We start from the raw sequence: 14,467 nt of genomic DNA on the forward strand, positions 1-14,467 counted from the left end.
TCACAGGATTAGCTATGCGCAACAGTGAAAACTACATGATTACCACCGGGTCGGAACCGTTAACGACCGACGACGAGACGACCTGGTCCTTCCCTGGGGCGATAGTCGGCTTCGTGTCGTGGCTACTGGCGCTGGGTATCCCGTTTTTGATCTACGGTGGTAACACCCTCTTTTTTTTCCTCTATACCTGGCCTTTCTTTCTGGCGCTGTTGCCCGTTGCGGTGGTTGTGGGCGTGGCGCTGCACTCCCTTTTCAACGGCAAGCTCCTGTATAGTACGTTCATCACTATCGCCACCGTTGTGGTCATCTTTGGCCTGCTGTTTTTATGGCTGATGGGCTAACTTACGGCATAATTAAAACCCCGCAGTAGAGTCCAGCGGAAAGTTATGGGATGATGATGCCGTTTTTTCAGGGGGCAGGATGGGTAAACTAACGCTGCTGTTGCTGGCTTTGCTGGTCTGGCTGCAATATTCGCTGTGGTTCGGCAAAAACGGACTGCACGACTACAGCCGGGTGAGCGATGACGTCGCGGCACAGCAGGCGACAAACGCCAAACTTAAAGCGCGTAACGATCAACTTTTTGCTGAAATTGATGACCTCAATGGCGGCCAGGAGGCGATTGAGGAACGCGCACGCAATGAACTCAGTATGACTAAGCCGGGCGAAACGTTTTATCGCCTGGTTCCGGATGCGTCTAAACGCAATCAGGGCTCCGCACAAAACAATCGATAATCAGGCCCAGGATTACGACATGGCAGCAACTTTTTCGGACGTCTGTGCCGTGGTGCCGGCCGCAGGTTTTGGCCGGCGCATGCAGACAGAATGTCCTAAGCAGTACCTCTCAATTGGCGATAAAACGATCCTCGAGCACGCCGTGGCAGCGCTGCTGGCGCATGCCCGGGTGAAACGCGTGGTTATTGCCATCAGCCCCGGCGATGCGCGTTTTGCACAGCTCCCGCTGGCAAATCATCCTCAGATTACCGTTGTTGACGGCGGCGCCGAGCGGGCCGACTCTGTTCTGGCGGGCATTCAGGCTGCCGGGAACGCGCAGTGGGTGCTGGTGCACGATGCCGCGCGTCCCTGTCTGCATCACGACGATCTGTCACGTCTGCTGGCCCTGAGTGAAACCAGTAACGTGGGCGGCATTCTGGCCGCCCCGGTGCGTGACACCATGAAGCGTGCCGAACCGGGTAAACCGGCGATTGCCCACACCGTCGAGCGCGTCGATCTCTGGCACGCGCTGACGCCACAATTTTTTCCCCGCGAATTACTCCACGACTGCTTAACGCGTGCGCTTAAAGAAGGTGCGACCATTACGGACGAAGCCTCGGCGCTGGAGTATTGCGGTTTTCACCCAACGCTTGTTGAAGGGCGCGCTGATAATATAAAAGTGACGCGCCCGGAAGACTTACAGCTCGCGGAATTTTATCTTACCCGTACGACCCCTCAGGAGAAGGCATAATGCGTATTGGACACGGTTTTGATGTACACGCCTTTGGCGGCGTTGGCCCAATTATCATTGGCGGCGTGCGTATTCCATACGAAAAAGGTTTGCTGGCGCATTCTGATGGCGACGTGGCGCTGCATGCGCTGACCGACGCGCTGCTGGGTGCCGCCGCGTTGGGCGACATTGGCAAACTGTTCCCGGACACCGATCCTGCTTTTAAAGGCGCAGACAGCCGCGAACTGCTGCGCGAAGCCTGGCGTCGTATTCAGGCCAAAGGCTACACCCTCGGCAACGTTGATGTGACGATTATTGCTCAGGCACCGAAGATGCTGCCGCACATCCCTCAGATGCGCGTGTTTATCGCTGAAGATCTGGGCTGCCATATGGACGACGTCAACGTCAAAGCGACCACCACGGAGAAGCTGGGCTTTACCGGTCGTGGCGAAGGCATTGCCTGTGAAGCCGTGGCGCTGCTGGTGAAGGCGGTCAAATGACGGATTTCGACAACCTGACGTATCTGCACGGTAAACCGCAGGGCAAGGGTCTGCTGAAAGCCAACCCTGAAGATTTCGTGGTAGTGGAAGATCTGGGTTTTGAGCCGGATGGCGAAGGCGAGCACATCCTGGTGCGCATTCTGAAAAACGGCTGCAACACCCGCTTCGTGGCGGACGCGCTGGCAAAATACCTCAACATTCACGCCCGCGAGGTGAGCTTTGCCGGTCAAAAAGATAAGCATGCCGTGACCGAACAGTGGCTTTGCGCCCGCGTGCCCGGCAATGCCATGCCCGATTTAAGCAAATTTGAGCTTGAGGGCTGTAAGGTACTGGAGTATGCCCGCCACAAACGCAAATTGCGTCCGGGAGCGTTGAAAGGCAACGATTTCACGCTGGTGCTGCGTGAAGTGACCGACCGCGATGACGTTGAAAAACGCCTGAAGGCCATTACCGAACGCGGCGTGCCAAACTATTTTGGCGCACAGCGCTTTGGCATTGGTGGCAGCAACCTGCTTGGCGCGCTGCGCTGGGCGCAAAGCAGCGCGCCGGTGCGCGACAGGAATAAACGCAGTTTTTGGTTGTCGGCAGCCCGCAGTGCGTTGTTTAATCAGATTGTGAGCGAACGGCTGAAAAAACCGGACGCGAATCAAGTTGTTGTCGGCGATGCGCTACAATTAGCGGGACGCGGAAGCTGGTTTATGGCAACGGCCGATGAGATGGCCGATGCCCAGTCGCGCGTGGACGCTAAAGCGCTGATGATTACCGCCGCCTTGCCGGGCTCAGGCGACTGGGGAACTCAGGGCGAGGCGCTGGCCGCTGAGCAGTCAGCGGTGGCGGATGCGCCAGAATTACAATCATTGCTGGTGCGGGAAAAAGTCGAGGCGGCGCGCCGTGCGATGCTCCTCTACCCGCAACAGCTGAGCTGGAACTGGTGGGATGACGTAACCGTCGAGTTACGCTTCTGGCTGCCGGCAGGTAGCTTTGCCACCAGTGTTGTCAGGGAACTTATCAACACGTCGGGTGATTATGCGAATATTGCTGAGTAACGATGACGGGATCCATGCGCCAGGTATTCAGACGCTGGCGAAACACCTCCGCGAATTTGCGGATGTGCAGGTCGTGGCTCCCGATCGTAACCGCAGTGGCGCGTCTAACTCATTGACGCTGGAGTCTTCACTTCGCACCTTTACCTTTGAGAATGGCGATATTGCCGTCCAGATGGGGACGCCGACCGACTGCGTGTTTCTGGGCGTAAATGCGCTGATGCGCCCGCGGCCGGATGTTGTGGTCTCCGGCATCAATGCCGGGCCGAATCTTGGCGATGATGTGATTTACTCCGGCACCGTGGCCGCGGCGATGGAGGGGCGTCACCTGGGGTTCCCGGCGCTGGCGGTCTCGTTAAACGGCCACACCCACTATGACACTGCCGCCACGGTAACCTGCTCTATTCTCCGTGCGCTTGGCCGCGAGCCGCTGCGTACCGGACGTATCCTCAATATTAACGTGCCGGATCTCCCGCTGGACGAGATCAAAGGGATCCGCGTGACGCGCTGCGGCAGTCGCCATCCGGCCGATCAGGTTATTCCCCAGCAGGATCCGCGCGGCAATACCCTGTACTGGATCGGCCCGCCGGGAGATAAATGCGATGCCGGGCCAGACACCGACTTCGCTGCGGTGGATGAGGGTTACGTTTCCGTTACGCCGTTGCACGTAGATTTAACCGCTTATAGCGCGCATGATGTGGTGTCGGACTGGTTAGATCGGGTCGGAGTGAACGCGCAATGGTAAGTAAACGTGTACAAACTCTTCTGGAACAATTACGCGCACAGGGGATTGCCAACGAGCAGGTGCTGGATGCGCTTGCCCAGGTTCCCCGTGAGAAGTTTGTAGATGAGGCGTTTGAACACAAAGCGTGGGAAAACGTGGCGCTGCCCATCGGGCAAGGCCAGACGATTTCGCAGCCTTACATGGTGGCGCGTATGACGGAGCTTCTGGAGTTAACGCCAGACTCTCGGGTGCTGGAAATTGGCACCGGTTCAGGGTATCAGACCGCGATCCTGGCCCACCTTGTGCACCATGTCTGTTCCGTGGAACGGATTAAAGGCTTGCAGTGGCAGGCGCGCCGTCGCCTGAAACAGCTTGATTTACATAATGTATCGACACGCCACGGCGATGGATGGCAGGGTTGGCAGGCTCGCGCCCCGTTTGACGCCATAATAGTCACGGCCGCGCCACCTGAAATTCCCGCTGCACTTCTCTCGCAGCTGGACGAGGGCGGCATTCTAGTTTTGCCCGTCGGCGATGAGCAGCAGCTTTTAAAGCGCGTTCGTCGACGCGGCGGCGAGTTTATTATCGATACCGTGGAAGCCGTGCGCTTTGTGCCCCTGGTTAAGGGCGAGCTGGCCTGAGACTCGGATTTTTCCAGGGTTATTGAGGCAAATTCAGCGTATGGTGTGGCGCGATAGGTTCGTGCCATCACGGTTATTTTTAAGTCACTGGTAGTTAACACATTCCTGGGGGATAAATGAGCGCGGGAAGCCCAAAATTCACCATCAGCCGTGTTGCGGCATTATCACTGGTTTCGCTCTGGCTGGCAGGCTGTACAAGTTCTGACAATGCACCTGCGCCCGTCAGTTCCGTCAATGGAACCAGCGGCTCGGGTAACACGTCCAGCGGAATGTTGATTACCCCTCCGCCTAAAATGGGCACGTCCACGGCGCAGCAAACTCCGCAGATCCAGCCGGTTCAGCGTCCAGTTACGCAGCCTTCGCAGATTCAGCCAGTAGATCAGCCTGTTCAGACCGAAAATGGCCGCATAGTGTATAACCGTAAGTATGGGAACATTCCGAAAGGTAGCTATACCGGCGGCAGCACCTATACCGTGAAGCGCGGCGATACGCTGTTCTATATTGCCTGGATCACCGGGAACGATTTCCGCGATCTGGCACAGCGAAACAACGTCCAGGCCCCGTATGGTCTGGAAGTCGGGCAAACGCTCCAGGTAGGCAATGCAACGGGTACCCCACTGACGCCTGGCAACACGGTTTCAGCGGCCGATGTGACGGCTCAAAATAACAGCGTTAAGCCTGCACAAAAATCCACCACGGTGGTTGCTTCACAACCTGTAATTACGTATTCTGAGGATTCAGGTGATCAGAGTGCTAACAAAATGTTGCCGAATAATAAAGGTACTGCGACTGTTGTCACAGCACCGACTACGGCACCTGTGGTTAGCTCTACTGTACCGACTGCAAGCAGTCAGAATGCCAGCTCGTCAATCACCACCTGGCGCTGGCCAACTGACGGCAAGATTATCGAGAACTTCGCTACCTCTGAGGGGGGCAACAAAGGGATCGATATCGCAGGCAGTAAAGGACAGGCAATCATCGCGACCGCAGACGGGCGCGTTGTCTATGCCGGTAACGCACTGCGCGGTTACGGTAATCTTATTATCATCAAACATAATGATGATTACCTGAGTGCCTACGCCCATAACGACACTATGCTGGTCCGGGAACAACAAGAAGTTAAGGCGGGGCAAAAAATCGCTACCATGGGTAGCACCGGAACCAGTTCTACACGCTTGCATTTTGAAATTCGTTACAAGGGGAAATCCGTAAACCCGCTGCAATATTTACCGCAGCGATAAATTGATGGGACATGCCAGCCAGGGTGTCTCGTCCAGGGATCACGGGTAGGAGCCACCTTATGAGTCAGAATACGCTGAAAGTTCATGATTTAAATGAAGACGCGGAATTTGATGAGAACGGAGCAGAGGCTTTTGACGAAAAAGCCTTAGTAGAAGAGGAACCCAGTGATAACGATTTGGCTGAAGAAGAGCTGTTATCGCAGGGTGCCACACAGCGTGTGCTGGACGCGACTCAGCTTTACCTTGGGGAGATTGGTTACTCCCCACTGCTAACGGCCGAAGAAGAAGTCTATTTCGCACGTCGTGCTTTGCGTGGTGATGTTGCCTCGCGTCGTCGCATGATCGAAAGTAACCTGCGACTGGTCGTGAAAATTGCCCGCCGTTACGGCAATCGTGGTCTGGCTCTGCTGGATCTGATTGAAGAGGGCAACTTAGGTCTCATCCGCGCAGTTGAGAAGTTTGACCCGGAACGCGGGTTCCGTTTCTCAACCTACGCGACCTGGTGGATTCGTCAGACCATCGAACGGGCTATTATGAACCAGACCCGTACGATTCGACTGCCGATCCACATCGTCAAAGAGTTGAATGTTTATCTGCGTACCGCGCGCGAGTTGTCCCATAAACTGGACCACGAGCCAAGTGCGGAAGAGATTGCAGAGCAACTTGACAAACCGGTTGATGACGTAAGCCGTATGCTGCGTCTCAACGAGCGCATTACCTCGGTTGACACCCCGCTGGGTGGCGACTCCGAAAAAGCGCTGCTGGACATCCTGGCCGATGAAAAAGACAACGGCCCGGAAGACACCACGCAGGACGATGACATGAAACAGAGCATCGTCAAATGGCTGTTCGAACTGAACGCCAAACAGCGTGAAGTGCTGGCACGTCGTTTCGGTTTACTGGGGTATGAAGCTGCGACACTGGAAGACGTCGGTCGTGAGATTGGCCTGACCCGTGAACGTGTTCGTCAGATTCAGGTTGAAGGACTACGTCGCCTGCGTGAAATCCTGCAAGGGCAAGGTCTGAATATCGAAGCGCTGTTCCGCGAGTAAGCAACCATTCGTCAGAAAAGGCCCGTCGTGAGACGGGCCTTTTTTATGCCTTACGGCTGCGCCGTTTCGTGCAGCAAACGCCAGGTGATGTTATCCCCTTCCTGATTAAGCACTGCGGTTGACCAGCGCACGTTGACGGGCTGGCCTGGCCGGGTTTGCGTCTCCCGGTAATGGAGCACTGCGCCGTTGTCCCATGTCTGAAGCGTTGTTAACGCATCAATGTCGATCCTGAGCCCCGGTCGGGTTCCCCGCTGCGCATATAAAAATTGGGCAAGCGCGTGATGATCTAAAGGGTTGCCACTCGGTGGAACCATCAGAAAATCCGGACGGAAACGGGCGAGCAGGGCGTCCCGATCGCCTTCGCCTGCACCTAACCAGTTTTCAAGGGCGACGTGAATGTCGAGGATCTCTTGTTCGAAATGGGTCATGGTTGCTCCTGTTGCAGTTGCGCAAGTAACTGCGTGTTGTTAAGACGGTAGACGTACAGTACGGGCAGTAGGGTGATGACTGCGGCAAAAACAAACATCCCGTGCCAGGCGGCCAGCGGCGCGACATAATCCTGCATGAAGCTCAGCGCCTGACCAACCGGGATCAGTAACCCCCCTCCGGCGCCCTGTACGACTCGCCAGGCAATCAGACTTTCCAGCGAAGATGAGAGACCCGCCGCAACGGAGGCCGCGCTAAAGAGAAGCAGTGAGAGCAGGATAACGCGCTTCGGCCCGACGCGGCGCGTCAGGATACTGCTGAAAGGGATGACTAGCGTCAGCCCGGCAATGTATCCGTTACTTACCCAGGCAAGCGCGGAAGGTGTGGTATTGAAAGCACGAGCCATCGCCGGAAAGGCGATACTGGCAATAAACATGTTTATCAAATCAAGGAAAAAGCCGAGCAGAAAGACGACGGCGATTTTGCTGCGATACGTCATGGAAGTTCCTCCGGTGAGGTGGCGTATCGTATCGGCCCGCGCGTTACGGATAAACGCGACAAAGCACGATATACTGTCAACATTATTTTGACAGTTAACCAGGCAAGCGATGCTTAATTTACAGCGTACGGCGATGTTTATCGCCGTAGCGGACACCGGCAGTTTCACCGCCGCAGCGGAGGCGATGGGGCTGACAAAAGCGGTGGTCAGCTTTCATATTCGTCAGCTTGAAGAGGAGCTGGCGTCACCCTGTTGCTGCGAACCACCCGACGCCTGACGCTGACCGAGGCGGGGAAGCTCTTTCATCAACGAAGCGTGATGCTGTTACGGGATGCAGAGCGATTGCAGGATGATGTTCGCGCCAACCACGCCGGGCTGACGGGAGAACTGCGGATCACCACCACGCCCGAATATGGCTCGCAGGTGGTGGTGCCTTTGCTGGCTGAATTTAGCCAGCTGCACCCGGACCTTCGCGTGCGGCATGTCTCGTCCTCTTTGCATGCCGATCTTATCGCCGAGCGCTTCGATGTCGCTATCCGGCTCGGCACGCTTGCAGATTCGCGCTACCACGCCGCGTTGATGACCTCCTTCACCATCCTGCCCGTGGCAACGCCAGGCTGGCTGGCAAACCATCCGGTTAACTCGCTGGAGCAGCTGGCGGAAGCGGACTGGATCATTCACGAGCGTTTAACCTCGCCGCTGCGCTGGCAGGTGAGAGGCGTTGATCGGCATCCGGTTTCCTTTGAGATCAAGAAAGCGCCGCGCCTGTATGCAGACAGCGCCCAGGCGCTGATGGCTTTTGTCCTCGCGGGATGTGGAGTGGCGCTGCTGCCGGAGTGGCTGGTGCGAAACGCACTGGATGCAGGGGAACTGGTCTCGCTGTTACCGGCGTACACGTTCGCTCAGCAGGGCATCTATGCCGTTTATCCTGATGCCCGGCATGTGCCCGCGAAAGTGCGAACATTTATTGATTTTATGCGCGTCAGGGTTACTTAATCCTGCATCATCTTTTTAATGAGCGCTGAAAATTGCTCTCGTTCCGCGCCGTTAAGGCGCCCTAAAAACGCCTCATCCACCTCATTTCCAATCGGTTTACTGCTCTCAAGCAGGGCCTCACCTTCGGCCGTCAGAAAGACAAACCGACGGCGCTTGTCCGCCGGATCGTGCTCGCGCCTGACCAGGCCGCGTGCTTCCATGCGGCTCAGCATTTCTGCCAGCGTCGCTTTGGTGCTCACCGCGACTTCAGTCAGGGCAACCTGCTCAATGCCAGGATTTTCAGCAATTGACCGCATCACCGCATACTGTGGCTTTGTCAGTTCGGGCAATGCGTGCTGCCACTGGGCGGTATGCTGTTGAAAAAGCTGACGTAGCAGGTGGAAAGCTTCTTGTCTTAACTCCATGGACACTCCGACGGAAAAATACTCCCTCTATGATAGCCGCTCTCGGGCTGAATTTTAACGCGAGAGTTTTTTAGCGATTAGTGTGATCGTATGCGAACAATCTTGTCAGCAGCAGGATCAAGGCGTAGTTTAATTAATATGTTCGTATACGAACAAACTAATTGAGGTGCTGAATGAGATTGATTGTGGGAATGACGGGCGCAACGGGTGCGCCATTAGGCGTGGCGTTGTTGCAGGCGCTGCGGGAAATGCCGGAGGTGGAAACGCATCTGGTGATGTCGAAGTGGGCAAAAACCACGATTGAGCTGGAAACGCCCTTCACTGCGCATGACGTTGCTGCCCTGGCGGATGTCGTCCATAGCCCGGCCGATCAGGCTGCCACCATCTCCTCCGGCTCGTTTCGCACCGACGGCATGATCGTCATCCCGTGCAGCATGAAAACGCTGGCGGGTATCCGCGCGGGCTACGCCGAAGGGCTGGTAGGGCGTGCGGCAGACGTGGTGCTGAAAGAGGGACGCAAGCTGGTGCTGGTTCCCCGTGAGACGCCGCTCAGCACCATCCATCTCGAGAACATGCTTGCCCTTTCCCGCATGGGCGTGGCGATGGTGCCGCCTATGCCTGCGTACTACAACCACCCGCAAACCGCCGATGACATTACCCAGCATATCGTGACCCGCGTTCTCGACCAGTTTGGTCTGGAGCATAAAAAAGCCCGGCGCTGGGAAGGTTTGCAGGCAGCGAAACATTTTTCACAGGAGAATAAAGATGGCATTTGATGATTTGAGAAGCTTCTTGCAGGCGCTCGATGAGCAAGGGCAGCTGCTGAAAATTGAGGAAGAGGTAAACGCTGAGCCGGATTTAGCGGCGGCCGCCAACGCTACCGGGCGCATTGGCGATGGCGCGCCTGCGCTGTGGTTCGATAATATTCGCGGTTTCACCGATGCTCGTGTGGTGATGAACACTATCGGCTCGTGGCAAAACCACGCTATTTCGATGGGGCTGCCGGCGAATACACCGGTGAAAAAACAGATCGACGAGTTTATTCGTCGCTGGGACAAATTTCCCGTCGCGCCAGAGCGTCGTGCAAACCCGGCCTGGGCGCAGAACACGGTGGACGGGGAAGACATTAACCTGTTCGACATTCTGCCGCTGTTCCGCCTGAACGACGGTGACGGGGGCTTTTATCTCGATAAAGCATGCGTTGTCTCCCGCGATCCGCTCGACCCCGATCACTTCGGCAAGCAGAACGTCGGGATCTATCGTATGGAAGTGAAGGGCAAGCGTAAGCTCGGCCTGCAACCGGTGCCGATGCACGATATTGCGTTGCATCTGCATAAGGCAGAAGAGCGCGGCGAAGACCTGCCAATTGCCATTACGCTGGGTAACGATCCGATCATCACCCTGATGGGCGCCACGCCGCTGAAATACGATCAATCCGAGTATGAGATGGCCGGTGCGCTACGTGAAAGCCCGTATCCGATTGCGACGGCTCCGCTGACCGGTTTCGATGTGCCGTGGGGGTCGGAAGTGATCCTGGAAGGGGTGATTGAAGGCCGGAAACGTGAAATTGAAGGGCCCTTCGGTGAGTTTACCGGTCACTACTCCGGCGGGCGCAACATGACGGTTGTGCGTATCGACAAAGTTTCTTACCGCACTAAACCGATTTTCGAATCTCTCTACCTGGGCATGCCGTGGACCGAGATTGATTATCTGATGGGGCCCGCCACCTGCGTACCGCTCTATCAGCAGCTGAAGGCGGAATTCCCGGAAGTGCAGGCGGTAAACGCCATGTACACCCACGGTCTGCTGGCGATTATCTCCACTAAAAAGCGTTACGGCGGTTTTGCCCGTGCGGTCGGGCTCCGCGCCATGACTACGCCACACGGTCTGGGTTACGTGAAGATGGTGATTATGGTGGATGAAGATGTCGATCCGTTTAACCTGCCGCAGGTGATGTGGGCGCTGTCATCGAAGGTCAATCCGGCAGGCGATCTGGTACAGCTACCGAATATGTCTGTGCTTGAGCTTGACCCCGGCTCCAGCCCGGCGGGGATCACTGACAAGCTGATCATTGATGCCACCACCCCTGTTGCCCCGGACAACCGTGGTCACTACAGCCAGCCGGTACAGGATCTCCCTGAAACCAAAGCCTGGGCCGAAAAACTGACCGCGATGCTGGCGGCACGTCAATAAGGAGGAAAAAATGATTTGTCCACGTTGTGCCGATGAACATATTGAAGTGATGGCAACATCACCGGTGAAAGGTGTCTGGACGGTATACCAGTGTCAGCACTGTCTGTATACCTGGCGCGATACCGAACCGCTGCGCCGTACCAGCCGCGAGCATTACCCGGAAGCGTTCCGCATGACGCAGAAGGATATTGATGAGGCGCCGCAGGTGCCGACGATCCCGCCGCTGCTGTAAAAAAAGCCCGGTGGCGGCTGCGCTTACCGGGCGATAATATTGTGCGGTCCTTTGCCCGGTGGCGCTACGCTTACCGGGCCTACGGGTTTTGTAGGCCGGGTAAGGCGAAGCCGCCACCCGGCAAAAAAGACCGCAGAGAACTAAACCAGACTCTTCAACTGATAAATCCACTCCAGCGCCTGTCGCGGCGTCAGGGAATCCGGGTCGAGATTTTCCAGCGCTTCCACGGCCGGAGAGGTCTCTTCCGGGACCGCCAGCAGTGACATCTGCGTACCATCTATCTGCGTCGCCGCCGCATTCGGTGACAAACTTTCCAGCTCACGCAGTTTCTGACGCGCGCGCTTGATCACCTCTTTTGGCACGCCCGCCAGCGCCGCGACGGCCAGGCCATAACTCTTGCTTGCCGCGCCGTCCTGCACCGTGTGCATAAAGGCGATGGTGTCGCCGTGCTCAAGCGCATCAAGGTGGACGTTAGACACGCCTTCCATTTTCTCTGGCAGCTGTGTCAGTTCGAAATAGTGCGTTGCGAACAGCGTCAGCGCCTTGATTTTATTTGCCAGACTTTCCGCGCACGCCCAGGCCAGGGACAGGCCGTCATAGGTGGAGGTACCGCGTCCTACTTCGTCCATCAACACCAGACTGTTCTCTGTCGCGTTATGCAGAATGTTGGCGGTTTCGGTCATCTCGACCATAAAGGTAGAGCGACCGCTCGCCAGATCGTCCGCCGCACCCACACGGGTGAAGATACGGTCGATAGGGCCAATCTCAACCTTCTGCGCCGGAACGTAGCTGCCGATGTAGGCGAGCAGCGCGATAAGGGCTGTCTGGCGCATATAGGTGCTTTTACCGCCCATGTTGGGGCCGGTAATGATCAGCATTCTTCGCTGCGGTGACAGGTTCAACGGGTTGGCAATAAACGGTTCGTTCAGCACCTGCTCAACCACCGGGTGGCGGCCTTCGGTAATGCGAATGCCGGGTTTGTCAGTAAAGGTCGGACAGGTGTAATTCAGCGTATCGGCGCGCTCGGCCAGGTTTACCAGGACATCCAGCTCGGCCAGCGCAGCGGCGCTCAGTTGCAGGTCAGCCAGGTGCGGCATCAGGATGTCGAACAGCTCGTCATACAGCTGTTTCTCCAGCGCCAGCGCTTTACCTTTCGACGTGAGCACTTTGTCTTCGTACTCTTTCAGCTCGGGAATAATGTAGCGCTCGGCATTTTTCAGCGTCTGGCGGCGAACGTAGTGAATAGGTGCCAGGTGGCTCTGCCCACGGCTGATCTGGATATAGTAACCGTGTACCGCGTTGTAGCCGACTTTCAGGGTGTCGAGCCCCAGACGTTCACGCTCGCGGATTTCCAGCTTATCCAGATAATCCGTCGCGCCATCGGCCAGCGCACGCCATTCGTCCAGCTCTTCGTTATAACCTGGAGCAATAACCCCGCCATCCCGCACCAGAACAGGCGGCGCATCAATGATGGCGCGTTCCAGCAGTTCGCGAAGCTCGGTAAATTCGCCCATGGTTTCGCGCAGCTTCTGCACTGGCGCGCTGTCGATCTCTCCCAGCTGAGCACGCAGTTCCGGCAACTGCTGGAACGCGTGACGCATACGGGCAAGATCGCGTGGACGCGCGGTGCGCAGTGCCAGGCGCGCCAGGATACGCTCAAGATCACCCACCTGACGCAGCACCGGCTGCAAGTCGGTGTAACGATCCTGCAATGCGGCAATGGTTTGCTGGCGACCGATCAGCGTGTCGGTATTGCGGATCGGCATATGCAGCCAGCGTTTGAGCATACGGCTGCCCATGGGGGTAACCGTGCTGTCGAGAACCGACGCCAGCGTATTTTCCATGCCGCCAGCGAGGTTCTGAGTGATCTCCAGGTTGCGGCGCGTGGCGGCATCCATGATGATGCTGTCCTGCTGACGCTCCATGGTAATGGAACGGATATGGGGCAGGGCGGTACGCTGCGTATCCTTAACGTACTGCAACAGGCAGCCTGCGGCACACAGCCCGCGCGGGGCGTTTTCTACGCCAAAGCCAATCAAATCTCGCGTGCCAAATTGCAGGTTCAGCTGCTGGCGCGCGGTATCAATTTCGAACTCCCACAGTGGACGACGACGCAGGCCGCGGCGACCTTCAATCAGCGCCGTCTCGGCGAAATCCTCTGCATAAAGCAGTTCTGCCGGATTGGTGCGCTGTAGTTCAGCCGCCATGGTTTCACGGTCAGCCGGTTCACTCAGGCGAAAACGACCGGAGCTGATATCCAGCGTGGCGTAGCCAAACCCTTTACCGTCCTGCCAGATCGCCGCCAGCAGGTTATCCTGGCGCTCCTGAAGCAGGGCCTCATCGCTGATGGTTCCCGGCGTCACGATGCGTACGACCTTGCGCTCAACGGGGCCTTTCGACGTGGCCGGGTCGCCAATTTGTTCGCAGATAGCGACAGACTCACCCTGGTTCACCAGCTTCGCCAGATAGTTTTCAACCGCGTGATGCGGGATACCTGCCATCGGGATGGGCTCGCCTGCCGACGCGCCACGTTTCGTCAGGGAAATGTCGAGCAGCTGAGACGCACGTTTCGCATCGTCATAAAAAAGCTCGTAAAAATCGCCCATACGGTAAAACAGCAAAATTTCCGGATGCTGTGCCTTCAGCTTCAGGTACTGCTGCATCATTGGCGTATGCGCGTCGAAATTGTCGATTGTGCTCATGGAGTTATGATATCCATTTCTTTGAAAATATTACGCTTTGAGCGGCTCAATGGCCGATTGTTCCTTCTATTGTCGCATGAAAAAAAGGTGCGGCGCAGAAAAAAGTCACGACTTTACGAGGCATCTTCCACCATTAATTCAATGATGATTTTCCCGTGCTCGACGCCCACCCGAACCTGCGAGTTGGTGGTAAATCCCGCTTGCTCAAGCCAGTCGCCTTTCAGGCTCAGCGCTGCGTGTACGCTGTAGCGTTTTGGAATTTTCGTTTTACGGTCTTCATGACGTTTTCTGAAGTAACCCACTTTCAAGTGACGATAGGGTTTGGCGATCGCGATCTCTTGCATAAGCTCTCCGGTGAATGCGGTCAAAGGTG

17 protein-coding genes and 2 pseudogenes are annotated in these 14,467 nt (G+C 56.6%); 13 read left to right on the forward strand and 6 right to left on the reverse strand.

Translation table 11 applies throughout. The features are described from left to right. Window positions 1–14 precede the first annotated feature (14 nt). The 7 genes from O1722_RS05005 to O1722_RS05035 all read left to right on the forward strand — a co-directional run bounded on the left by O1722_RS05005 (window position 15) and on the right by O1722_RS05035 (window position 4,349). Window positions 15–341 (forward strand): DUF3561 family protein, encoded by a 327-nt coding sequence (locus O1722_RS05005; protein WP_033487591.1) that lies wholly within the window; start codon window positions 15–17, stop codon window positions 339–341. Window positions 342–420: 79 nt separating this feature from the next. Next, window positions 421–732, forward strand: a complete 312-nt coding sequence (gene ftsB, locus O1722_RS05010) for a cell division protein FtsB (RefSeq protein WP_003862095.1) — start codon at window positions 421–423, stop codon at window positions 730–732. A 19-nt stretch (window positions 733–751) separates the two neighbouring features. Further along, entirely contained in the window at window positions 752–1,462 is a 711-nt protein-coding gene (ispD, locus tag O1722_RS05015; RefSeq protein WP_017692759.1) for a 2-C-methyl-D-erythritol 4-phosphate cytidylyltransferase, read from the forward strand. Next, window positions 1,462–1,941, forward strand: a complete 480-nt coding sequence (gene ispF / locus O1722_RS05020; RefSeq protein WP_015571711.1) for a 2-C-methyl-D-erythritol 2,4-cyclodiphosphate synthase — start codon at window positions 1,462–1,464, stop codon at window positions 1,939–1,941. Before ispD ends, ispF begins: the two co-directional genes overlap by 1 nt. Then, window positions 1,938–2,987: a tRNA pseudouridine(13) synthase TruD gene (truD, locus tag O1722_RS05025; RefSeq protein WP_033487589.1), complete on the forward strand. Its 1,050-nt coding sequence runs from the start codon at window positions 1,938–1,940 to the stop codon at window positions 2,985–2,987. The genes ispF and truD overlap by 4 nt, the downstream gene beginning before the upstream one ends. Continuing rightward, complete coding sequence (surE, locus tag O1722_RS05030; RefSeq protein WP_033487588.1) at window positions 2,968–3,729, forward strand: 5'/3'-nucleotidase SurE; 762 nt, start codon at window positions 2,968–2,970, stop codon at window positions 3,727–3,729. The genes truD and surE overlap by 20 nt, the downstream gene beginning before the upstream one ends. Beyond that, window positions 3,723–4,349, forward strand: a complete 627-nt coding sequence (locus tag O1722_RS05035) for a protein-L-isoaspartate(D-aspartate) O-methyltransferase (RefSeq protein WP_015571709.1) — start codon at window positions 3,723–3,725, stop codon at window positions 4,347–4,349. The genes surE and O1722_RS05035 overlap by 7 nt, the downstream gene beginning before the upstream one ends. Before the next feature lie 94 nt (window positions 4,350–4,443). Here O1722_RS05035 and O1722_RS05040 read toward each other — a convergent pair whose 3' ends face one another. After that, window positions 4,444–4,584, reverse strand: a complete 141-nt coding sequence (locus O1722_RS05040; protein WP_223230135.1) for a peptidase — start codon at window positions 4,582–4,584, stop codon at window positions 4,444–4,446. Between O1722_RS05040 and nlpD the strand changes: the two genes are divergently transcribed. Together nlpD and rpoS are read left to right on the forward strand one after the other, a co-directional pair. Further along, on the forward strand, window positions 4,517–5,590 hold the full coding sequence (nlpD, locus tag O1722_RS05045; RefSeq protein ID WP_223230139.1) for a murein hydrolase activator NlpD: 1,074 nt from the start codon (window positions 4,517–4,519) through the stop codon (window positions 5,588–5,590). The genes O1722_RS05040 and nlpD overlap by 68 nt on opposite strands. Window positions 5,591–5,649: 59 nt before the next feature. Then, complete coding sequence (rpoS, locus tag O1722_RS05050; RefSeq protein WP_013098493.1) at window positions 5,650–6,642, forward strand: RNA polymerase sigma factor RpoS; 993 nt, start codon at window positions 5,650–5,652, stop codon at window positions 6,640–6,642. A 50-nt stretch (window positions 6,643–6,692) separates the two neighbouring features. Here rpoS and O1722_RS05055 read toward each other — a convergent pair whose 3' ends face one another. Both O1722_RS05055 and O1722_RS05060 read right to left on the reverse strand, forming a co-directional pair. After that, the gene (locus O1722_RS05055; protein WP_015571707.1) at window positions 6,693–7,070 is read right to left on the reverse strand and encodes a DUF4440 domain-containing protein; all 378 of its coding nucleotides are present in this window, start codon (window positions 7,068–7,070) and stop codon (window positions 6,693–6,695) included. Between the two features lie 131 nt (window positions 7,071–7,201). Next, a pseudogene (locus tag O1722_RS05060) lies at window positions 7,202–7,567 on the reverse strand (MFS transporter); the annotation flags it as partial. A gap of 109 nt (window positions 7,568–7,676) precedes the next feature. Between O1722_RS05060 and O1722_RS05065 the strand changes: the two are divergent. After that, a pseudogene (locus O1722_RS05065) lies at window positions 7,677–8,563 on the forward strand (LysR family transcriptional regulator). On the opposite strand, the gene O1722_RS05070 reads toward O1722_RS05065, so the two are convergent. Continuing rightward, window positions 8,560–8,967, reverse strand: coding sequence for a MarR family winged helix-turn-helix transcriptional regulator (locus O1722_RS05070; RefSeq protein WP_015571704.1), 408 nt, complete (start codon window positions 8,965–8,967; stop codon window positions 8,560–8,562). The pseudogene O1722_RS05065 and the gene O1722_RS05070 sit on opposite strands and share 4 nt — an antisense overlap. A 173-nt stretch (window positions 8,968–9,140) precedes the next feature. Here O1722_RS05070 and O1722_RS05075 point away from each other — a divergent pair, with 173 nt between their 5' ends. The 3 genes from O1722_RS05075 to O1722_RS05085 are packed head-to-tail and all read left to right on the forward strand — an operon-like array spanning window position 9,141 to window position 11,392. Next, window positions 9,141–9,743 (forward strand): non-oxidative hydroxyarylic acid decarboxylases subunit B, encoded by a 603-nt coding sequence (locus tag O1722_RS05075; protein WP_003862111.1) that lies wholly within the window; start codon window positions 9,141–9,143, stop codon window positions 9,741–9,743. Further along, entirely contained in the window at window positions 9,733–11,160 is a 1,428-nt protein-coding gene (locus O1722_RS05080; RefSeq protein WP_015571702.1) for a non-oxidative hydroxyarylic acid decarboxylases subunit C, read from the forward strand. Before O1722_RS05075 ends, O1722_RS05080 begins: the two co-directional genes overlap by 11 nt. 10 nt (window positions 11,161–11,170) lie before the next feature. After that, on the forward strand, window positions 11,171–11,392 hold the full coding sequence (locus O1722_RS05085; protein ID WP_003862116.1) for a non-oxidative hydroxyarylic acid decarboxylases subunit D: 222 nt from the start codon (window positions 11,171–11,173) through the stop codon (window positions 11,390–11,392). 140 nt (window positions 11,393–11,532) lie between these two features. Here the strand turns inward: O1722_RS05085 and mutS are convergent, their stop codons facing one another. Further along, window positions 11,533–14,094, reverse strand: a complete 2,562-nt coding sequence (gene mutS, locus O1722_RS05090; RefSeq protein WP_033487585.1) for a DNA mismatch repair protein MutS — start codon at window positions 14,092–14,094, stop codon at window positions 11,533–11,535. A gap of 113 nt (window positions 14,095–14,207) precedes the next feature. After that, the gene (locus O1722_RS05095; RefSeq protein ID WP_017692767.1) at window positions 14,208–14,438 is read right to left on the reverse strand and encodes a SymE family type I addiction module toxin; all 231 of its coding nucleotides are present in this window, start codon (window positions 14,436–14,438) and stop codon (window positions 14,208–14,210) included. Between the last annotated feature and the right edge of the window lie 29 nt (window positions 14,439–14,467).

It is taken from the genome of Enterobacter cloacae complex sp. HYC003_NIDB (assembly GCF_056673375.1).